Origin of the sequence: Micromonospora coxensis (assembly GCF_900090295.1) — a bacterium.
In the GTDB taxonomy this organism is placed as follows: domain Bacteria; phylum Actinomycetota; class Actinomycetes; order Mycobacteriales; family Micromonosporaceae; genus Micromonospora; species Micromonospora coxensis.
The window spans coordinates 2818943-2838913 of the sequence record NZ_LT607753.1 but is presented as its reverse complement, the minus strand read 5'-3'; the positions used below and the strand labels follow the sequence as shown (position 1 = coordinate 2838913).

Here is a 19971-nt window from a genome sequence, read left to right as displayed (position 1 = left end):
GCTGTGGTTGACTGTCCGATGGGAGACAGGGGAGGGGGCGGTCGTGCAGCTGCCGGGAGTGCTCGGTGAGCCGATCCGGTTCGTGCTGAACTGGGGCCGCCGCTACTCGCTCTGGGTCTTCAACTTCGGCCTGGCCTGCTGCGCGATCGAGTTCATCGCCACCAGCATGGGACGGCACGACTTCATGCGGCTCGGCGTGATCCCGTTCGCCCACGGCCCCCGGCAGGCCGACCTGATGGTGGTCTCCGGCACGGTCACCGACAAGATGGCCCCGGCCATCAAGCGCCTCTACGACCAGATGCCCGAGCCGAAGTACGTCATCTCCTTCGGCGCCTGCTCCAACTGCGGCGGCCCGTACTGGGACTCGTACTCGGTGACCAAGGGGGTCGACCAGCTCATCCCGGTCGACGTGTACGTGCCCGGCTGCCCGCCCCGGCCGGAGGCGCTGCTGCACGGCATCCTCCGCCTGCAGGAGAAGATCGCCGCCGAGCAGTCCGGCATCGGCGGGGTGACCCGCCCCGACCCGCTGGCCCCGCCGGTGGACACCGCGCCCCGCGACGCCGGGCCGCCGCGCCCCGTCGACTCGCTCACCGCACCGCCGGTCCGCCCACCGGCGTCCTGACCGGCCTCGTCGCGCGGCGTGCCCAGCGGCGTCGTCGGACGCCGTGGCCGACCGGCGGAGCGCGCGGCCCGACCGGACGGCGCCGTCCCGCCGTACCGCCTGCCCGGCCCGCGCGGTCGGCCGAGCGTCGCACTGGCGGCCGGGCACTAGCCTGCCGTCCATGACCCACTCCGCGGACCGGCGTTCCGCCTTCATCGTCGACGTGCTCACCGAGGAGTTCGGCGCGTCGATGGCGCTCGACCCGGCGGCCTTCCGGCGCAAGTTCCGCAAGATGGCGGCCACCCCGTTCGCCTTCTACCGGGGCAGCGCGTCGCTCTTCTACGCCGACCAGCTCGGCGACTTCGCCGACGACCGCTTCCTGGACGAGCGGACCAGCCGGGTGTGGATCCACGGCGACCTGCACGCGGAGAACTTCGGCACCTACATGAACGCCTCCGGGCAGTTGGTGTTCAACGTCAACGACTTCGACGAGGCGTACGTCGGGCCGTTCTCCTGGGACCTGAAGCGCTTCGCGGCCAGCGTGGCCCTGCTCTGCTACGCCAAGGCCCTCTCCGACCGGGTGATCAGCGACCTGGTCGACGGGTTCGCCCGGTCGTACCTGACCGAGCTGCGGGCGCTCGCCGCCGGTGGGGACGACGCGATCGGCTCGATCACCCTGGACAACGCCGACGGGGTGCTGCGCCGGGTGCTCCAGCAGGCCCGGCTCAACACCCGGGTCGACCTGCTCGCCGCCCAGACCACCATCGACGACTACGAGCGCCGGTTCTCCCGGAGCGACGGCGTGTACCAGGTCGACCAGGAGACCCGGGCGAAGGTCTGCGCCGCCTTCGAGGACTACCTCGGCACGCTCCCCGAGCACACCACCCGGCTCCGTCCGGTCGCCGCCCACGTCAAGGACGTGGTGCTGCGCACGGGGGTGGGGATCGGCTCGGCCGGGCTGCCCTCGTACAACCTGCTGCTGGAGGGGCACACCCAGGCGCTGGAGAACGACGTCGTCATCTACATGAAGCAGGCGCAGGTGCCGGCGGTGGCCCGGCACATCGACGACGAGCGGGTCCGTGGCTACTTCCGGCACCAGGGGCACCGGACGGCCGAGTCGCAGCGGGCGTTGCAGGCGCACGCCGACCCGTGGCTGGGCTTCACCGAGCTGGACGGGGTGGGCCAGCTCGTCGCCGAGGTCTCCCCGTACGCCGCCGACCTGGACTGGGCCGACGTCGACGAGCCGGAGGAACTGGCCGGGGTCCTCACCGACCTGGGCCGGGCGGTGGCCCGGATGCACTCGGTCGCCGACGACGAGTCCAGCCACGACCTGGTCGACTACTCGACCGAGGAGGCCATCGTCGCGGCGGTGGGTGACGACGTCGACGGCTTCGTGGCGCACCTGGTCGACTTCGCCCACGCGTACGGGGCGCGGGCGCGCGACGACCACCAGCTCTTCGTCGACCTGTTCCGCAACGGCCGGCTGCCCGGGATCTGAGCCGCGTGCCGCCCCGCCTGCCCCGGTCGGTCGCGTGGAGCCTGCTCGCGATCGCCCTGTCGAGCTTCCTGGCCGGGGTCGGCTGGGAGAGGTTCGCCGCCGACACCATGCAGGCGCACCCGTACCTGGTCAACCTGCTGTCCGGGCTGACCGGGTTCTCCACCAGCGCGCTGGTGGTGACCCTCGGCGTCGACCGGTTCCTCCGGCGCGACCACGTCCGGCGCTGGAACCGGGTGATGGGCGAGGCCGTCGGCCGGATCTCCTCGGACATCCTGGACGTGGTCGAGTGGTACCTGACCGACGGGTCGTACCGCCGTCGCCCGGAGCGCCGCTACGGCGCTGGCCTGCTCGACACCGGGCTGCTCGTCGAGACCATGTCGCGGCTGTCCGAGCGGGGCCTGCGGGCGGGCGTGGACGGCAGTCGGCTCCCGCCGCTGCGGAGCATCCTGGAGCAGCTGCTCACGGTGTCGGCGCCGGCCTTCGACCGGGCCTTCGACGTGGTGGCCGACCCGGCCGTGGAGCAGGCGATCGGCGAGATCCGGGGCGGCGCGGAGCGGCTGTCGGACGACGACCTCGACCGGGACGAGCTGAGGTCGGCGCTGCTGTCGGTGCTGCTCGGGCTGACGGAGCTGGTCAAGGCGTACCAGGCCGTGGAGACGTACCGGCTCTACCGCGCCTCGGTGGCGCGGCGGGACCGGGCCGGCGCGAGCGGTGGCCGCCGGGTCAGGCGGTGAAGTCCAGCACCACCTTGATGTCCTCGCCGCCGCCCGAGGAGTACGCCCGCGCGTACTCCGACACCGGCACCCGGCGGGTGATCAGCGAGTTGAGCCAGGCCTGGTCGGCCCGGGCGAGGGCCTCGGCGGCCTGGTCCCAGTGCCGGCGGTTGGCGTTGACCGAGCCGAAGACGACGTTGTTCTCCAGCACCAGGGCCCGGTTGAGCGCGCCCGCGTCGAAGTCGATGGTCCGGCCCCCGCTGGAGACCCCGGTCAGGCAGACGATCCCGGCCGGCCCGACCTTGCACATGACGTCCAGCACCACCACCGGCGCGCCGGTGCACTCGACCACCACGTCCGGCTCCAGGTCCAGCTCACCCACCGTCTCCGTGTGGTACGTCGCGCCGAGCGCGCGGACCAGGTCCGGCTTCGGCCCGGTGGTGTTGCGGTCCAGCACGTGTACGGAGAGTCCGCGCTGGGTGGCCAGCAGCGCCGCGAGCAGGCCGATCGGCCCGGCGCCGGTGATCAACACGCTCTGCGGCTTCCACTCCGCACGGGCGCCGATCCGCTCGATGTGGTCCCACGCCTTGGCCACCACGCTGGCCGGTTCCAGCAGCATGCCGACCGGGGCGAGGACCGGGTCCAGCCCCACGGCGAACTTGGGCTGCACCCGCCACCGGTCCCGGGCGAAGCCGGGCAGCGCCTTGATGCCGTGCTCGGTGTACTGCCCGTTGCGGCACATGTCCCACTCGTCCACGGCGCAGTTGGGGCAGGGCAGCGGATCGGGGTGCCGGACGACGCCGGCCACCAGGTCGCCGGCCTGCAACGTGCCGGTCGGGTCCTCCAGCACCCGGCCGAGGGACTCGTGCCCGAGCACGAGCCGCTGCTGCCCGGGCGGCGCCTCGCCGTAGTGGCCCTCGATGATCTCCTGGTCGGTGCCGCAGACGCCCACCGCGAGCGCCTCGACCAGGATCGCGCCCTCCTCGGCGGCGGGTTCGGGCCAGTCCGGGTCCAGGCGCAGCGAGTCGGGGACCCCGGGAGCCACAGTCACAGCGCGCACGGCTTCATCTTTCCCCGCTCCGCGCCCCCACGCCGGGCAAAGCGGCAGATGCCCACCCGGACGGCCCGACACGGCCGGCGGCCGGCGGCCATAGGATCAGCGGCATGACTCCGGAAGAGGTCGGCCGGCGGGTGGTCACGCTGCTCGCGCCGGTCGAGGCCACCGCGTCGGTCTCCGGCGGCCAGTCGCACGCCCGCGCCACCGTCGACGTACCGCCGCCGAGCTGGGCCGACGCGCTGCGGGCGGCCCGGGACGACGCCGAACTGGCCTGCGACTTCTTCGACTGGCTGTCGGCGGTGGACGAGTTGGCCGACGGCTTCGACGTGGTGGTCCACCTCTGGTCCACCCGGCACCGGCACGGGGTGCTGCTGCGGACCCGGGTGCCCCGGGAGACGCCCGTCGTGGCCTCGGTGGTCGACCTCTACCCGGGCGCGGCCTGGCACGAGCGGGAGACCCACGAGATGTTCGGCATCGACTTCGCCGGCCACCCCGGGCTGGCCCCGCTGCTGCTGCCGCCGGAGTTCGAGGGGCACCCGCTGCGCAAGGAGTTCGTGCTCGCCTCCCGGGTGGCGAAGCCCTGGCCGGGCGCGAAGGAGCCGGGCGAGTCCGAGGCCGGCGGCGGTCGTCGGGCGATCCGTCCGCCGGGCGTGCCCGCGCCGGGGGAGTGGGGGACGACGCCCACGCCCGCGGGTGCGGCCGGGGTCGGTGAGGGGCCGCGCGGCGGTACGCCGGCCCGTCCGGCCCGGGAGCGTCCCGCCCGCCCGGCCCCGGGCGCGCGTCCGGCGCGTACCCCCCGGACCGGCGCGACCGGCGACGACCCGGCGGCGACTGGGCAGCCGGGCCCCGGCGCTCCGGCGACCGGGTCGTCGGCTGGCGGCGCTCCCGCGACCGGGCGGTCGGCTGCCGGCGCATCTCCGACCGGGGGCGCGGCCGACGGTGGCCCCGCGCCTGCCGACCGGCCCGTCGCGGGTGACGCGGCCGACGACCGGGCGGCGGGCCGGGCCGACGACGAGAGGGGTACGGCCTGATGCCGACCTGGTTGGAGCTGGTGATCCGGGTCGGCGGCGTGCTGGTCGCCTTCCTCACCCTGCCGCTCGTGGTCGGCCAGGCCGAGCACAAGGTGATGGCGCACATGCAGGGCCGGCTCGGTCCGATGTACGCGGGCGGCTTCCACGGCTGGGCGCAGCTCGTCGCCGACGGGATCAAGTTCGTGCAGAAGGAGGACGTCACCCCGCGCGAGGCGGACCGGGCGGTGTTCCGGCTCGCCCCGGTGGTGGCGCTGGTGCCCTACCTGCTGGTGCTGCTGGTCATCCCGTTGGGCCCGGACGACCTGGTCGGGCAGCCGCTGGACATCGGCCTCTTCTTCGTCCTCGCCGTGGTCGGGGTGGGCGTGGTGGCGGTGCTGATGTCGGCGTGGGCCTCGGCCAACAAGTACAGCCTGCTCGGCGGCCTGCGCGGGGCCGCCCAGCTGCTCGGCTACGAGCTGCCGCTGGTGCTGGCCGCCGCGTCGGTGGCGATGGCGGCCGGGACGCTCAGCCTCGGCGGCATCGTGGAGGCGTGGCGGCCGTGGTGGCTGCTCTGGCAGGCCCCCGCGATGATCGTGTTCTTCGTCGCCGGGCTCGCCGAGATCCGGCGTCCCCCGTTCGACATGCCGATCGCCGACTCCGAGCTGGTCTTCGGCTACATGACCGAGTACACCGGTCTGCGCTTCGCGTTCTTCCTGCTCGCCGAGTACGTCGGCATCGTGGTGATCGCCGCGCTGACCACCGTGCTGTTCCTCGGCGGCTGGCAGGGCCCGTTCGCCGACGCGCAGCTCGGCTGGCTCTGGACGCTGCTGAAGGTCTTCGCGGTCTCCTTCGTCATCATCTGGCTGCGGGTGAGCTACCCCCGCCTGCGCGAGGACCAGCTCCAGCGCCTCTGCTGGCTGGTCCTGGTCCCCCTCGCCCTGGCGCAGCTCGTCCTGACCACCGCCGTCCGCCTCGCCCTCTGACCGCCCTGCCCCGCCCGGCCCGACCGGCATGATCCACCCGCTTCGCGAGGGGCCACCCGGACGCGTCAGGGACGGGTCGTTCGCGCCGGCTGGTCGCAGGCGGCGGCGCGGTTCCGCAGCAGGGTCCGCTCCCGTTCGTTGCGGGTCAGCGACGCCGCCCGCTCGAACTCCGCCCGCGCCTCGGCGTGCCGGCCCAGCCTGGCGAGCAGGTCGCCGCGCACGCCGGACAGCAGGTGGTAGTTCCGCATGGCCGGGACGGCCACCAGCTGGTCCAGCAGCGCCAGCCCGGTCTCCGGCCCGAAGGCCATGGACAGCGCCACCGCCCGGTTCAGCTCGACCACCGGGGACGGCGTCGCCTCGGCCAGCTGCTCGTAGAGCCCGGCGATCCGCCTCCAGTCGGTGTCCTCGAAGCGGCGGGCCCGGGCGTGACAGGCGGCGATGGCCGCCTGCAGCAGGTACGGGCCGGGCCTGCCGTCGGCCAGGGCCTCGGCCCGCTCCAGCGCGGCCACGCCGCGGCGGATCAGCAGCTGGTCCCAGCGGGCCCGGTCCTGGTCGGCCAGCAGGATCGGCTCGCCACCCGGGCCGGTCCGGGCGGCCGCCCGGGAAGCCTGGATCTCCATCAGCGCCACCAGGCCGTGCACCTCGGGCTCGCGCGGAGCCAGCCGGGCCAGGATCCGGCCCAGCCGCAGGGCGTCCTCGCACAGCGCCGGCCGCATCCAGTCGTCACCGGCGGTGGCCGAGTAGCCCTCGTTGAAGATCAGGTAGACGACCTCGAGCACCGAGGCAAGCCGGGCCGCCAGCTCGTCGCCCTGCGGCACCTCGAACGGCACCCGGGCGTTGGCCAGGGTCTTCTTGGCCCGCACGATCCGTTGCGCCACGGTCGGTTCCGGCACCAGGAAGGCCCGGGCGATCTCGCCGGTGGTCAGGCCGCCGAGCAGCCGCAGGGTCAGCGCGGCGCGGGCCTCCGTGGACAGCACCGGGTGGCAGGCCACGAAGACCAGCCGCAGCAGGTCGTCGCCGATGCCGTCGTCCTCGGCGACCGTCGCGCCGATGTCCGGGATGGAATCCGCGAGTTCCCGGCCGATCTCCGCGAGCTTGCGGCTGAAGGTCTCGTTGCGCCTGATCTGGTCGATGGCCCGGCGCTTGGCGGTGGTCATCAGCCACGCGCCCGGGTTGCGCGGCACGCCCTGCGCCGGCCACTGTTCCAGCGCCGCGACCAGCGCGTCCTGCGCCAGCTCCTCGGCCACGCCGACGTCGCGGACGAGCCTGGTCAGCCCGGCGACGAGGCGGGGCGCCTCGATCCGCCAGACCGCCTCGATCGCCCGGTGGGTGTCCGTGGTCATGGCCCGGTGTCCGCCCCACGGCACCTCGACGTACCAGTGCCCGGGCCACGGGTTCGCTGCGGAGCCGGACCCGCGTCTGCCGGGCGGTACGGGTTCAGTTCCCGCCGGCCTTCGCGTGCCGCTGCTCGACCGCCTCCCGCTGCACGGCGGTGAAGGTCTCGCCGAAGTCCTCGGCCTGGAAGACCCGCCGGATCTCGATGTTGGTCCGGGCCCCGGCCGGCTGCCGGATCGGGCAGCGCTTGAACCACTCGACGCACTCCTCCAGCGACTTCGTCTCGACCAGGTAGTAGCCGGCGATGAGTTCCTTGGTCTCGGTGAACGGCCCGTCCACCACGGTCTTCCGGTCGCCGTCGAAGTAGATCCGGGCGCCCGTGGCGCTGGGCTGGAGGCCGTCGGCGGCCAGCAGCACGCCGGCGTCGATGAGCTCCTCGATGAACCTGCCCATCGTGTCGAAGTCCTCGGTGGCGGGCAGCACGCCGGCTTCGCTCTCCGCGGTGGCCTTGGTGATCACCATGAACCGCATCGTCGTCTCCTCGTGTCAGGGTGCCTTCTCACCTGTGCGTCGAACGGCGGTCGGCCCGTTCGACACCCTGCCAGAGGTTCTTCCGCCGACGACGCCCCCGCTGTCACCACTGCCGTGGTGGCGAGGCGGGCGAGCGCGGGCAGGGCGGTCAGCGCAGCGGGGTGTGGGCGGGGTCGACCCGTTCGGCGGGCGGTGGCGGGGGCGGCGGGGTGCCGTCGCCGAAGGGACGACCGCCCAGTTCCTCCCGGCCGTGCGGGGTGAGCCAGCCCGACAGGTCGGGGCCGAGCGGCACCACCCCGGTCGGGTTGATGTCCCGGTGCACCTCGTAGTAGTGCCGCTTGATGTGGTCGAAGTCGACCGTGTCCCCGAAGCCGGGGGTCTGGAACAGGTCCCGGGCGTACGCCCACAGCACCGGCATCTCGGTCAGCTTCTGCCGGTTGCACTTGAAGTGGCCGTGGTAGACCGGGTCGAAGCGGACCAGGGTGGTGAACAGCCGCACGTCCGCCTCGGTGATCGTGTCGCCCACCAGGTAGCGCTGCCCCGACAGCCGCTCGGTCAACCGGTCCAGCCGGTCGAAGAGCTGGTGGAACGCCTTCTCGTACGCCTCCTGGGCGCCGGCGAACCCGCACCGGTAGACGCCGTTGTTGACATCCCGGAACACCACCGCGTTGACCTCGTCGATCTCCGCGCGCAGGTGCTCCGGGTAGAGCTGCGGCGCGCCGGGCCGGTGGTACGCCGTCCACTCGGTCGACAGGTCCAGGCTCATCTGCGCGTAGTCGTTGGTGACCACCTGCCCGGTCGGCACGTCCACCAGCGCCGGCACGGTGATGCCCCGCTCGTAGCCGGGGAAGCGCCGGAAGTACGCCTCCTGCAGGCGCTCGATGCCGAGCACCGGGTCGCGGCCGTCCGGGTCCAGGTCGAACGTCCAGCTCCGGGCGTCGTGGGTGGGGCCGGCCACGGCCATCGAGATGGCGTCCTCCAGGCCGAGCAGCCGCCGGACGATGATCAGCCGGTTCGCCCACGGGCAGGCCCGGCTGACCGCCAGCCGGTACCGGCCGGGCTCCACCGGCCAGCCGTCCCGACCGTCGGCGGTGATCCGGGTGGCGATGTAGCGCTGGTCGCGGGTGAACTCCCCGCCCGGCTCCACGTACTTCCCGCCTGTCTGCTCGCCCACGCCCGCCCCCTGGAGTCCCGACTGCACCGCTGCGACCCATCTTGGCGGACGGTGCACCGGTCGGCGCGTCGAGCGCGCGGGAACACGCCCGTAGCCGGCGGGCGAGCGCCGCTCACCGACGCCGAGGCGCTCGGTCCGGGTCGTCGGTCGTCCACCCGCCCGGCGGCGGAAACTCGTCGGGCTTCGCGGCGGTCGCCGACGGGTCCCTGCCGGTGTGCGGTGCCGCCCGCCCGTCGCCGTACCGCCGGGAAGGGACGGGTGGTGGTCGCGCGCGCCCGGGGCACAGGGCAGGATGAGCGGCATGAGCGAGCGCAGCGAGCGAATCAGCCGGCTCAGTGCGGCCGGGCCTCGCGGCGTCGGTGAGCGAAGCGAGGCGACGTCGTGAGCGAGCGCAGCGAGCGCGGTGGTCTTCCCGGCGAGGGGCTGGTGAAGGGCCTGGCGGTCACGTTGAAGACGATGACCCGCCGGTCGACCACCCAGCAGTATCCGGACGTCGCCCCCGAGTTGCCGCCCCGCTCCCGGGGCGTCATCGCGTTGCTGGCCGAGAACTGCACGGTCTGCATGCTCTGCGCGCGCGAGTGCCCGGACTGGTGCATCTACATCGACTCGCACAAGGAGGAGGTGGCGGTGCCCGGCGCCGCCCGCCCCCGCCAGCGCAACGTGCTCGACAAGTTCGACATCGACTTCTCGCTCTGCATGTACTGCGGGATCTGCGTCGAGGTCTGCCCGTTCGACGCCCTCTACTGGTCGCCGGAGTTCGAGTACGCCGAGTACGACATCAAGGACCTGCTGCACGACAAGGACCACCTGGGCGAGTGGATGGGCTCCGTGCCGCCGCCGCCCGCGCACGACCGCAACGGCGAGCCGGCCAAGGAGGAGGCCACCGCCGCGCGCAAGGCCGCGGCCCCGTCCAGCTCCGCCGCCCGCCCCACCGTGGTACGCCCCGAGCCCGGCCCCGCCCCCGACGGGGGTACGCCAGCATGACCGGTGCGGACGTGCTGCTGCTCGCCCTCGGCGCGGTGGCGGTCGGGGCGGGCGTGCTCGTGGTCGCCACGAAGCACCTGGTCCGGGCCGGCCTCTACCTCGTCGTCTGCCTGGGCGCGCTGGCCGGTGACTACCTGGTGCTCACCGCCGAGCTGGTCGCCTGGGTGCAGGTGCTGATCTACGTGGGCGCGGTGGTGGTGCTGCTGCTCTTCGCGGTGATGCTGACCCGCGCCCCGATCGGCGCCTCCGACGACCTGGACCGTCCCGGCTGGCCGGCCGCGCTGATCGGCGGGGGCGCCGGGCTGGGCCTGGCCGTGCTGCTGGTGGACGCGTTCCGCTGGACTCGGGTCGAGCTGCCGGCGGCGGGCACCGCCGAGCGCCTCGGCGAGCAGGTCTTCCGCTCCTGGGTGCTGCCGTTCGAGGTGCTCTCGGTGCTGCTGCTGGCCGCCCTGGTCGGCGCGATCGTGCTCTCCCGCCCCGACATCGGCCGCCGTCCCGACGCGCCGACCACGGACGAGGGAGGTCGCGGGTGAGACCGGTGATCCCGTACGTCACCGCCGCGTTCCTGTTCGGCCTCGGCGTCTACGGCGTGCTGCGTCGGCGCAACGCCGTGCTGGTGCTGATGGCGGTCGAGGTGATGCTCAACGCGGTCAACCTGATCCTGGTCACCGCCGACACCACGGCGAAGGCGGCCCTGCCGCACGGCGGGCAGGTCTTCGCGCTCTTCGTGATCGTGCTCGCCGCCGCCGAGATCGGTGTCGGCCTGGCCATCGTGCTCCAGCTCTACCGGCTGCGGGCCAGCGTCGCGGTGGACGAGGTGCCGCTGACCGAGCCGGCCGCCGCCGTGGCCGCGCGGCCGGCCACCACGGTCGGCGCCGACCGGCCCTCGGCCGGCTCGGCCGTGGACGGGGCGGAGGGGACGCGGTGACCGGGCTGCTCGGGGCCGCGCTGCCGGCCGTACCCCTGGTGGCGGGCCTGACCGGGTTGCTGCTGCCGCCGTCGCCGAAGGGCGCGACCACCGGGGAGGACCGGGCGCGTCGGGTGGCGACCGTCCTCGGGGTGGCCGGCGCGGTGGGCGCGCTGCTGATCGCGGTGCTCCTGCTGGTCCGGGTCGGCGACCCGGTGGAGACCTCCACCACCTGGATCGACCTCGGCGGCCTGCGGGTCACCCTCGGCGTCCGGCTGGACGGCGCCGCCGCGCTGGTCGCGGTGGCGGTCGCGGCGGTCGCCCTGGCCGTGCAGGTCTACTCCACCGCCTACCTGCGACGCGGCCCGCACGACGACGTCGAGGTGGACCACCGCTACCCGCCCTACGCGGCGCAGATCAGCCTCTTCACCGCCGCGATGCTGGTGGTGGTGGTCGCCGGTGACCTGATCATGCTGCTGGTCGGCTGGGAGGTGATGGGGCTCTGCTCCTACCTGCTCATCGCCCACGACCGGCGGCTGCCCGAGGCGCCGGCCGCCGCGATGAAGGCGTTCCTGGTCACCCGGGTGGGTGACGTCGGCTTCCTGCTCGGTATCGCCCTGCTCGGCGTCTCGGCGGGCAGCTTCGCCATCGCCGACGTGCTCGCCCACGACCACTCGGCGGGCACCCTCACCGCCGCCTGCCTGCTGCTGCTCGCCGGGGTGGCCGGCAAGAGCGCCCAGTTCCCGTTGCACACCTGGCTGCCGGACGCGATGGCCGGCCCCACCCCGATCTCCGCGCTGATCCACGCGGCCACCATGGTCGCCGCCGGCGTGTACGCGGTGACCCGGCTCTGGCCGCTCTTCGCCGCGGCCCCGACCGCGCTGGCGGTGCTCGGCGTGCTCGCGTCCATCACCTTGCTGCTCGGCGCGTTCGCGGCCACCGCCCAGGACGACCTGAAGCGGGTGCTCGCCTGGTCGACGGTCTCCCAGATCGGCTACATGACCGGGGCGCTCGCGGTCGGCGCGCCCGCCGCCGCGCTGTTCCACCTGCTCACCCACGCCGCCTTCAAGGCGTTGCTCTTCCTCGCCGCCGGGGCGGTGATCCACGCGGTGGGCACCACGCTGATGTCCCGGATGGGCGGGCTGCGCCACGACATGCCGGTCACCTTCTGGTGCACGGTGATCGGGCTCGGCGCGCTGGCCGGGGTGCCGCCGCTGTCCGGCTTCTGGAGCAAGGACGGGATCGTCAGCGCGGCCGGCGCGGCCGCCCTGGAGCCGCTCGGCCCGGCGCCGGCCTGGGTCGCGTGGCTGGTCTGGCTCTCCGCGCTGCTCGGCGTCGTGGTCACCGCCTGGTACGCGACCCGCCTGCTGCTGCGGACCTTCTTCGGCACCAACCGCATCCCGCTCGCCCACCCGCACGATCCACCGGCCGCGATGCGCTGGCCGATCGTGCTGTTGGCCGTTCCGGCCGCGCTGCTCGGCCTGCTCGGCTTCTCGTCCTGGTTGGTGGAGCGGCTGGTGGCGGGCGAGCTGGTCCACGTGGCCGTCAGCGGGCTGCTGCCGGTCGTCCTGGCGGCCCTGGGTGCCGGGCTGGCCTGGACCGGCTGGCGGCGGGACCCGGCCGCCGACCCGGCCCGCGCGCTGGGTCCGCTCCGCCCGGTCTTCGCCTCCGCGTTCCGCCTCGACGACGTGCAGCAGGCCGTCGTCGTGCGCCCGGCGGCGGACCTGGCCTGGGTGGCGCAGGTGGGTGACGAGACGGTGGTCGGCGGCGTGGTGAAGGGCGTCGGCCGGGGCGCCGTCGGCCTCGGCGGCGCGCTGGCCGCGCTGCACCGCGCGGCGCTGCCCCGCGCGGCGGCGGCGGTGCTGGCCGGCGCGTTGCTGGTCGGGCTGGCCGCCGTCCTGCTGATCGGAGGGGCGCCGTGAGCGCGAGGAGTGAGCCGGTGTTGCGAGCCCCGCAGTCGCGAACCGAGGTGGCGCCGTGAGCGCGAGGAGTGAGCCGGGTCTGCGAGCCCCGCAGTCGCGAACCGAGGTGGCGCCGTGAGCCTCGGGGAGTTCCTGCTGGTCGCGGTGCTGGCCCTGCCGGCGCTGGGGGCCGTCGCGGTGGCGGCCACGCCCCGGGACCGGGCCGCCCGGCTGGTCGGCACGGTCGTGGCCGGGCTGACCCTGGTCGGTGCGGCGCTGCTGGTGCTCGGCGACCACGGCTGGTCCGGGTACGGCCCGGCGCCGGCGGTGCAGCCGTGGCACCGGCTCGACGTGCCCTGGGCGTCCGGCCTGGACCTGCGCTTCCACCTCGGGGTGGACGGGATCTCCTGGCCGCTGGTGGTGCTCACCGCGCTGCTCACCCTGCTCTGCTGCGGCTACACGCTCTGGCGGGTGCCGCCCGGTGGCAGCGGACGGACGCTGGTGGCGCTCCTGCTGGTGGTCGAGGTGGGCATCCTCGGCACCTTCCTGGCCCTGGACCTGATCCTGTTCTTCGTCTTCTTCGAAGTCGTCCTCCTGCCGATGTACGCGATCATCGCCGGGTGGGGCGGCGAGGACCGGCGGCGGGCGGCCCGCACGTTCGCCCTCTACACGCTCTTCGGCTCGGTGCTGCTGCTGGTCGGCGTCTACGTGGTGGTGGCCGCGGCCGGCACTGCCGACGTGGTCGCCCTGACCGGTGGGGCGGGGTTGTCCCGGGGCACCCAGTTGGCCGCGTTCACCCTGCTGGCGCTCGCCTTCGCGGTGAAGAGCCCGCTCTGGCCGCTGCACTCCTGGCTGCCCGACGCGCACAGCCAGGCGCCCACCGTCGGCAGCGTGATCCTCGCCGGGGTGCTGCTCAAGATGGGTACGTACGGCCTGGTGCGGATCGCGGTCGGGGTGGCGCCCGAGGGCGCCCGGTGGGCCGCCCCGGTGCTCGGGGTGCTCGCCGTCGCCGCGATCCTGGTCGGCTCCCTGGTCTGCCTGGCGCAGTCCGACCTGAAGCGGCTCATCGCGTACTCCAGCGTCGGGCACATGGGCTTCGTGCTGCTCGGGGTGGCCACGCTGACCGCCACCGGCATCCAGGCGGCGCTGATCGGCAACATCGCGCACGGCGTGATCACCGGCCTGCTCTTCTTCCTCGCCGGAGCGGTCAAGGACCGTACGCACACCGGCGCGCTGACGGAGTTGTCCGGGCTGCGGGAGACCGCGCCCCGGCTCGCCGGGCTGCTCGGGTTCGCGGCGGTCGCCTCGCTCGGGCTGCCCGGACTGGCCGGCTTCTGGGGGGAGGCGTTCGCCGTCGTCGCGGCCGTCCAGCGCGGCGGTGGCCTCTGGACGACCCTGGCCGTGCTGGCCGCGATCGGCGGGGCGTTGACGGCCGCGTACTTCCTGCGGCTGCTGCGGCTGGTCACCCACGGCCGGCCCAGCCCGGCGGTGGCCCGGCTCTCGCCCGGCCTGGCCGGGGCGGAGCTGACCGCCTGGGCGCCGCTGGTGCTGCTCGCCCTGGCGGTGGGACTGGCCCCGACACTGGTGCTCGGCCTCGCCGCCGGCCCGGTGGACGCGCTGGTGGGGGTGCTGCGGTGAGGACGGGGACGGAACCGGACGAGGTGGCGGCATGAGCCTGGTGCAGAGCGTCGACAACGTGGCGCTGCTGCCGGCGTACCTGGCCGCCGGCACGGCCGTGCTGGTGCTCCTGGCCGACCTGTTCCTGGCCCGGGCCGGCGCGACGGTGGCGGTGGCCGCCGTGGGCGCGGTCGCCACGGCGGTCGGGGCGGCGGTGGTGGGCGCGGGGGAGACCCGGCGTACGTTCTGCGTCGGCGCCGACTGCTCCTGGGTCCTGGACGGGCGCGCGGCCCTCGTCGCCGCCGTCTTCGCGCTGCTCACCCTCGGGGTGCTGGGGCTCTCCGGGCCGCTGCTGCGCGACGGGCCGACCCCGGCGGGGGAGTACTGCTTCCTGCTCGCCTGTTCGATGACCGGTGGCGTGGTGCTCGGCGCGGCCGGCGACCTGATCACCCTGATCGTCGCCCTGGAGACCCTCACCCTCCCGCTGTACGTCCTGGTCGGTCTGCGCCGGGGCAGCCTGGCCAGCGCCGAGGCGGCGGTCACCTTCTTCGTGGTCAGCGTGGTGGCGACCACGCTGACCCTGCTCGGCGCGGCCCTGTTGTACGCGGTCACCGGCGGCCTGCACCTCGACCGGCTCGGCGCGCTCCTCGGTGACGTGCGCGACCTGCCGCTCACCACCGCCGCGATCGTGCTGGTGGTGGTCGGGCTCGCCGTCAAGGTGGCGGCGGTGCCGCTGCACGCCTGGGCGCCGGCCACCTACGACGGCGCGCCCCTGCCGGTGGCGGCGTACCTCTCCACCGCCTCGAAGCTCGGCGGCGTGGTGGCCCTGCTCGCCGTGGTGCAGCGGGCGCTGCCGACCGACGTCACCGGCCCGGTGCTGGCCCTGCTCGCCGTGCTCACCATGACGGTCGGCAACCTGGTGGCGCTGCGTCAGCGGCGTACCGTCCGGCTGCTCGCCTGGTCGTCGGTGGCCCAGGCCGGCTACATCCTGGCCCCGCTGGGCGCGCTGGCGCTGGCCGCCGGGCGCACCGGGGACGCGCCGACGACCGCCTACGCCGCGGCGGTCGCGTACGCGGTCTTCTTCGTGGTGCTGGAGCTGGCCGCCTTCGCGGCCCTGGTGGCGCTGCGCCCGGCCGGTGCGGACGGCGGCACGGTCGACGACCTGCGCGGGGCGGCCCGCCGGCATCCGTGGGTCGGTGCGGCGTTCGCGCTCGCGCTGATCGGGCTGGCCGGGTTGCCACCGGGCCTGGCCGGACTCTTCGCCAAGGTGACCGTGGTCCGGTCGCTGCTGGACGGCGGCGCGGGGTGGCTGGCCCTGGTGGTGGCGGTCAACGCGGTGATCGGGCTCGCCTACTACCTGCGCCTCTCCGCCACCCTCTACGCCACCTCACCCGCCTCCGGTGCCGCGCCGGCCGCCGGGGTCGTCCCCGGCGACGCGCCGGTCGGTACGGCGTCGGCGGCCCCGGCGGACGCCGGCGCGGTGGCCGTGGGCGGTCGCCCGGCCTGGACGGTCGCCGTGGCGCTCACCCTCGCCACCGCCGTCGCCGTGGTGCTCGGCTTCGCCCCGCAGCTCGTCCTCGACCTCGCCGCCCGCTGACCCGCCGGACCCACCCGGACCGTCCGGCCCACCCGGCGCGGTGACGGTACACGGATCACTCACTGTGACGCCGTGACCGGCGGCCACCGGAACGATCCCGAGGTCCGGGCCGGTTTACAGCGGGCGTACAGCATGCTCCAGGCAACTCTCAGTCATGAGCAGGATGGTTGTGGGGTACCGGTGTTGTTGTACCGGTCGGCGGGCCCCGCGTGGCCCGCGCACCGAAGGAGCGATCGTGCATCACAACCGTCTGAAGACCGCAGCGCTGCTCGGCCTGTTGACCTCGCTGATCCTCGCGGTCGGCTACTGGTTCGGCGGCAGCGGCGGCCTCGTCTTCGCCGTCGTCGTCTCGTTGCTGATGAACGGCGTGACCTACTTCTACTCCGACAAGCTCGCGCTGCGCTCGATGCGGGCGCAACCGGTCAGCGAGGCGGAATTCCCCGAGCTGTACCGGATGGTGCGGGAGCTGGCGACCGAGGCGCGGCAGCCGATGCCCCGCCTGTACGTCAGCCCGACCGCGCAGCCCAACGCGTTCGCCACCGGGCGCAACCCGCAGCACGCGGCGGTCTGCGTGACGCGGGGCATCACCGAGATCCTCGACTACCGCGAGCTGCGCGGCGTGATCGGGCACGAGCTGTCGCACGTCTACAACCGGGACATCCTCATCTCCAGCGTGGCGGCCGGTCTGGCCGGCATCATCACCATGCTGGCCAACATCGCCTGGTTCATCCCGCTGGGCGGTGGCGACGACGAGGACGCCCCGAACCCGGCCGTGCTGCTGCTCACCCTGATCCTCGGTCCGATCGCCGCCACCGTGATCCAGCTGGCGATCAGCCGGAGCCGGGAGTTCCAGGCCGACGCCTCCGGCGCGCAGCTCACCCGCGACCCGCTGGCCCTGGCCAGCGCCCTGCGGAAGATCCACATGGGCACCCAGACACGCCCGCTGCCCGCTCAGGGCCAGCTGACCAGCACCGCCCACCTGATGATCGACAACCCGTTCAAGCGGGGCGGCGGCATCGCCGCGCTCTTCTCCACCCACCCCCGGATGGAGGAGCGGGTCGCCCGACTGGAGCAGTTGGCGGCCAACAGCGGCCCGGTGCAGTTCCAGCGCTGACGCCCCCGTACCACCCCGGGTCCGCCCGGGTCCGGTCCGCCGGACCCGGGCGGATCTGCGCGTACGGGTGGACGGCGTGGTCGCGCGCGTCATATCCGCTTTCCGCCGGAGCGGCCCGGCGTTAGGGTCGGAAGGCTCCCCACCCGTTACATCTCCAGGAGGTCGACCGTGGCCGCTCTGCGCCAGTACCTGGGCGTCTGGCGGATTCCCGGGGCGCCGATGCTGCTGGTCCTCGGCATCGTCGGGCGGCTCGGGATCGGCATGACCCCGCTGGCGCTGCTGCTGGTCGTCGAGGGGGTGACCGGCCGGTACTCGCTCGCCGCCGTGGCCGGGGGCATCTACGCCCTCTCCGGCGCCGCGCTCAGCCCGGTCGCCGGGCGGATCGCCGACCGGGTCGGCCCCACCCCGGTGCTGCTGGCCACCGCCGTCGCCCACCCGCTCGCCCTGTTCGGGCTGCTCTGGGCCAGCCGGTCCGAGGCGGGCAGCCTCGCCCTCATCTACCTCGCCTCGGGCCTGGCCGGGGCCACGTACCCGCCGCTGACCGCCGCGATCCGGGGCGCCTGGAACGACCTCACCGGCCCGGCCTCCGGCCGGTACCACCTGCGCAACACCGCACTCGCCGCCGAGACCTCGCTCTTCGAGGTCGTCTTCGTGCTCGGCCCCCTGCTGGTGGCCGGCTTCGTGCTGGTCGCCGACGCCGCCGCCGCGCTGGTCGGGGCCGCCGTGGTGACCCTGGTCGGCACCGGCGCGGTGGCGCTCGGCAAGGTCATGCGCGGCTGGCGGCCGCACCCGCACGAGCACCACGCCAAGGGGCTCGGCCCGCTGCGCGTCGGGGGTTTCCCCGCCCTGCTGGTCTGTGTCGCCAGCCTCGGCATCGCGTTCGGCGCGGCCGGGGTGATCGTGCCGGCCTACGCCGGCAGCCGGTCGACCGGCGACCCGGAAGGGCTCGCCGGCCTGCTGCTCGCCGTCTGGGGCGTCGGCAGCGCAGTCGGGGGCTTCTGGTTCGGCGTACGCAAGCCGTCACCCCACATGTCCCGCCAGTTCGCCTGGCTGCTCGGCGCGGTCGCCGGCAGCTTCGCGGTCTTCGCGGTGATGCCGACCCCGCTGGCGCTCGGTGTCGCGCTGGTGATCGGCGGGGCCACCATCGCGCCCGCGCTCACCCTGGAGAACACCCTGGTCGGGCGGATCGCTCCGGCCAGCATGCTGAACGAGGCGTACACCTGGGTGGTCACCATGTCGGTCGCGGCGAGCGCCGCGGGCGGCGCGGTGGCCGGGCTCATCGTCGACCAGGCCGGCGGCGTCCCCTGGGCGTTCCTCTTCGCCGGGGCGGCGGTCGCCGTCGGGGCGGCGGTCGCCGGGATGCCCGCCGGGCCCGTCGCCCGCGCCGAGGCCCGAGCGGTACGCGCCGAGCAGCCCACCCCGGTCTGACCGGGTGGGCGTCGGCGAGGTGTGCCGGCCGGAGCGACGGGTACGTCCGCCGTCATGTTCGTCTTCTTCTCGAACCGGCTCGGGTGCCTCGGTTCGATCCTGGTCAGCGCGATCCTGACCGTGGTGCTGATCCTGATCTTCTCGCGCTAGCCGGACACCCTCCTCGCGCCGAAGGCTCTTTCCGCGCTAGCCGGTGCAGCAGCCGTCGCCGCCGCACGCCTTTTCCTCGGTGGTGGCGCCGGCGGGCAGCGGGGCGCAGTCGTCGCAGTGCTCGCCGCGCCAGGCCGCCACGCCCTCCTTGACCGCGACCCCGGCGATGACGAGCCCGGCGACCGGATCCGCCCACGACCATCCCCAGAGCGCGTTCAGCACCAGGCCGACGAGCAGCACCGCCGACAGGTAGGTGCAGAGCATCGTCTGGGTGGAGTCGGCCATCACCGTGGCGGATCCGAGTTCCCGACCGGTACGCCGCTTCGCCGCGACGAGCAGCGGCATCACCAGCAGCGACGCCACGGCCAGACCGATGCCGACGGGACTGGCGTCGGCGTCGCCCCCGGTGAACAGCGAGCGGAGGGCGTCGACGGTCACCCAGGCGGCCAGGGCGAAGAACGACGCCCCGATCAGCCGCAGCGCGAGCCGCTCGCGGTCCTCGGGCACCCGGGATCGGAACTGCCAGATGAGCACCGCTGCGCTGGACACCTCGACGAACGAGTCCAGGCCGAAGCCGATCAGGGCGGTGGAGGACGCCGCCGCGCCGGCGACGATCGCGACCAGGCCCTCCAGCAGGTTGTAGCCGGCGGTGGCGTAGGCGAGCCACAGGCTGCGCCGGGACAGCACCGCCCGGCGTTCGGGGGTCAGCAGAGCGGCGCTCACGCGTCCACCCCCGACCGGGTGGCCGTCGGCGGGCTGTGGGCCGCCCCCGACCGGGTGGCCGTCGGTGCCCCGTAGACCGGGCAGAGGGCGACCGCCTCGCCCGTCGCGGCGAGGACCTGCTCCGCCGAGCGCAGCAGGTCCAGCAGCTCCGGTCGGGTCAGCGCGTAGAACGACTGGCGGCCCTCGACCCGGTAGTCGACCAGGCCGCAGTCGCGCAGGCAGGCCAGGTGCTTCGACACGGTCGACTGGGCCAGCCCCAGCTCGCCGGTCAGGTCGACCACCCGCGCCTCGCCGGACGCCAGCCGGCGCAGCAGCGCCAGCCGGGTCGGATCACCGAGGGACCGGAACAACGCCGCGGCCGGCTCCAGCGCGGAAGAAGCACCCATCGCCATGCCGCGATGATAGCGCCGCTGTGCGATGAGTCCTGGCGGGGGGGTGGGCGATACTCGGGCCAGGTTCCTGAAGGACGGAACGGCGGCGCCCGTTCACCCCTGCCCTGGTCGCCACGCAAGGGGTCGGCCCGCGATCCTGCACGCAGTCCTCGCTGGTCCGGATGAGGTGGGTGCAGGTGTGCCGGATGAAGCCCGATCATCGTGTTGGTGGTGCGGAGAAGTCGCGACCAGCTGTGGAGAAGAGTGGCTGCCGACG

General features: G+C 74.3%; 18 protein-coding genes and 1 pseudogene. 13 read left to right on the top strand and 6 right to left on the bottom strand.

All coding sequences use genetic code 11. The annotated features are described in order from the left end of the window. Window positions 1-43 precede the first annotated feature (43 nt). The 3 genes from GA0070614_RS12790 (at window position 44) to GA0070614_RS12780 (ending at window position 2833) form a co-directional block, all read left to right on the top strand. A complete protein-coding gene (locus tag GA0070614_RS12790) occupies window positions 44-622 on the top strand; it encodes an NADH-quinone oxidoreductase subunit B (protein ID WP_088976166.1) in 579 nt (192 codons plus the stop codon). 160 nt (window positions 623-782) lie between these two features. Continuing rightward, a complete protein-coding gene (locus tag GA0070614_RS12785; RefSeq protein ID WP_088976165.1) occupies window positions 783-2099 on the top strand; it encodes a DUF2252 domain-containing protein in 1317 nt (438 codons plus the stop codon). 5 nt (window positions 2100-2104) lie between these two features. After that, on the top strand, window positions 2105-2833 hold the full coding sequence (locus GA0070614_RS12780; protein WP_088976164.1) for a hypothetical protein: 729 nt from the start codon (window positions 2105-2107) through the stop codon (window positions 2831-2833). Here GA0070614_RS12780 and GA0070614_RS12775 read toward each other — a convergent pair. Then, a complete protein-coding gene (locus GA0070614_RS12775; protein ID WP_088976163.1) occupies window positions 2823-3872 on the bottom strand; it encodes a glucose 1-dehydrogenase in 1050 nt (349 codons plus the stop codon). The genes GA0070614_RS12780 and GA0070614_RS12775 overlap by 11 nt on opposite strands. Before the next feature lie 104 nt (window positions 3873-3976). On the opposite strand from GA0070614_RS12775, the pseudogene GA0070614_RS31135 reads away from it, so the two are divergent. Further along, window positions 3977-4573, top strand: a pseudogene (locus GA0070614_RS31135) (NADH-quinone oxidoreductase subunit C); the annotation flags it as partial. A 326-nt stretch (window positions 4574-4899) separates the two neighbouring features. After that, complete coding sequence (gene nuoH, locus GA0070614_RS12765) at window positions 4900-5862, top strand: NADH-quinone oxidoreductase subunit NuoH (protein ID WP_088976161.1); 963 nt, start codon at window positions 4900-4902, stop codon at window positions 5860-5862. 65 nt (window positions 5863-5927) lie between these two features. On the opposite strand, the gene GA0070614_RS12760 is transcribed toward nuoH, so the two are convergent. The 3 genes from GA0070614_RS12760 to GA0070614_RS12750 all read right to left on the bottom strand — a co-directional run bounded on the left by GA0070614_RS12760 (window position 5928) and on the right by GA0070614_RS12750 (window position 8902). Beyond that, window positions 5928-7205, bottom strand: coding sequence for an RNA polymerase sigma factor (locus GA0070614_RS12760; protein WP_088976160.1), 1278 nt, complete (start codon window positions 7203-7205; stop codon window positions 5928-5930). 94 nt (window positions 7206-7299) lie between these two features. Next, a complete protein-coding gene (locus GA0070614_RS12755; protein ID WP_088976159.1) occupies window positions 7300-7728 on the bottom strand; it encodes a YciI family protein in 429 nt (142 codons plus the stop codon). 148 nt (window positions 7729-7876) lie between these two features. After that, window positions 7877-8902: a glutathione S-transferase family protein gene (locus GA0070614_RS12750; protein ID WP_231933622.1), complete on the bottom strand. Its 1026-nt coding sequence runs from the start codon at window positions 8900-8902 to the stop codon at window positions 7877-7879. A 381-nt stretch (window positions 8903-9283) separates the two neighbouring features. On the opposite strand from GA0070614_RS12750, the gene GA0070614_RS12745 reads away from it, so the two are divergent. From GA0070614_RS12745 to GA0070614_RS12710, 8 genes are all read left to right on the top strand, one after another. Continuing rightward, window positions 9284-9886 carry a NuoI/complex I 23 kDa subunit family protein gene (locus tag GA0070614_RS12745; RefSeq protein ID WP_088976157.1) on the top strand — a complete coding sequence of 201 codons (603 nt, stop codon included), beginning with the start codon at window positions 9284-9286 and terminating at the stop codon, window positions 9884-9886. Next, a complete protein-coding gene (locus GA0070614_RS12740) occupies window positions 9883-10419 on the top strand; it encodes an NADH-quinone oxidoreductase subunit J family protein (RefSeq protein WP_088976156.1) in 537 nt (178 codons plus the stop codon). The genes GA0070614_RS12745 and GA0070614_RS12740 overlap by 4 nt, the downstream gene beginning before the upstream one ends. After that, a complete protein-coding gene (gene nuoK / locus GA0070614_RS12735) occupies window positions 10416-10814 on the top strand; it encodes an NADH-quinone oxidoreductase subunit NuoK (RefSeq protein WP_088976155.1) in 399 nt (132 codons plus the stop codon). The genes GA0070614_RS12740 and nuoK overlap by 4 nt, the downstream gene beginning before the upstream one ends. Then, window positions 10811-12715, top strand: a complete 1905-nt coding sequence (locus tag GA0070614_RS12730) for an NADH-quinone oxidoreductase subunit 5 family protein (RefSeq protein WP_088976154.1) — start codon at window positions 10811-10813, stop codon at window positions 12713-12715. Before nuoK ends, GA0070614_RS12730 begins: the two co-directional genes overlap by 4 nt. A 114-nt stretch (window positions 12716-12829) precedes the next feature. Continuing rightward, window positions 12830-14332, top strand: a complete 1503-nt coding sequence (locus tag GA0070614_RS12725) for a complex I subunit 4 family protein (protein WP_088976153.1) — start codon at window positions 12830-12832, stop codon at window positions 14330-14332. Window positions 14333-14363: 31 nt separating this feature from the next. Beyond that, window positions 14364-15908: an NADH-quinone oxidoreductase subunit N gene (locus GA0070614_RS12720; RefSeq protein WP_088976152.1), complete on the top strand. Its 1545-nt coding sequence runs from the start codon at window positions 14364-14366 to the stop codon at window positions 15906-15908. A 235-nt stretch (window positions 15909-16143) separates the two neighbouring features. Beyond that, the gene (htpX, locus tag GA0070614_RS12715; protein WP_088976151.1) at window positions 16144-17022 is read left to right on the top strand and encodes a zinc metalloprotease HtpX; all 879 of its coding nucleotides are present in this window, start codon (window positions 16144-16146) and stop codon (window positions 17020-17022) included. Between the two features lie 168 nt (window positions 17023-17190). Further along, complete coding sequence (locus tag GA0070614_RS12710; RefSeq protein WP_088976150.1) at window positions 17191-18450, top strand: MFS transporter; 1260 nt, start codon at window positions 17191-17193, stop codon at window positions 18448-18450. 186 nt (window positions 18451-18636) lie between these two features. On the opposite strand, the gene GA0070614_RS12705 is transcribed toward GA0070614_RS12710, so the two are convergent. Together GA0070614_RS12705 and GA0070614_RS12700 are read right to left on the bottom strand one after the other, a co-directional pair. Next, a complete protein-coding gene (locus tag GA0070614_RS12705; protein ID WP_088976149.1) occupies window positions 18637-19323 on the bottom strand; it encodes a cation diffusion facilitator family transporter in 687 nt (228 codons plus the stop codon). Then, window positions 19320-19715 (bottom strand): ArsR/SmtB family transcription factor, encoded by a 396-nt coding sequence (locus GA0070614_RS12700; protein WP_088976148.1) that lies wholly within the window; start codon window positions 19713-19715, stop codon window positions 19320-19322. The genes GA0070614_RS12705 and GA0070614_RS12700 overlap by 4 nt, the downstream gene beginning before the upstream one ends. Window positions 19716-19971: the final 256 nt, after the last annotated feature.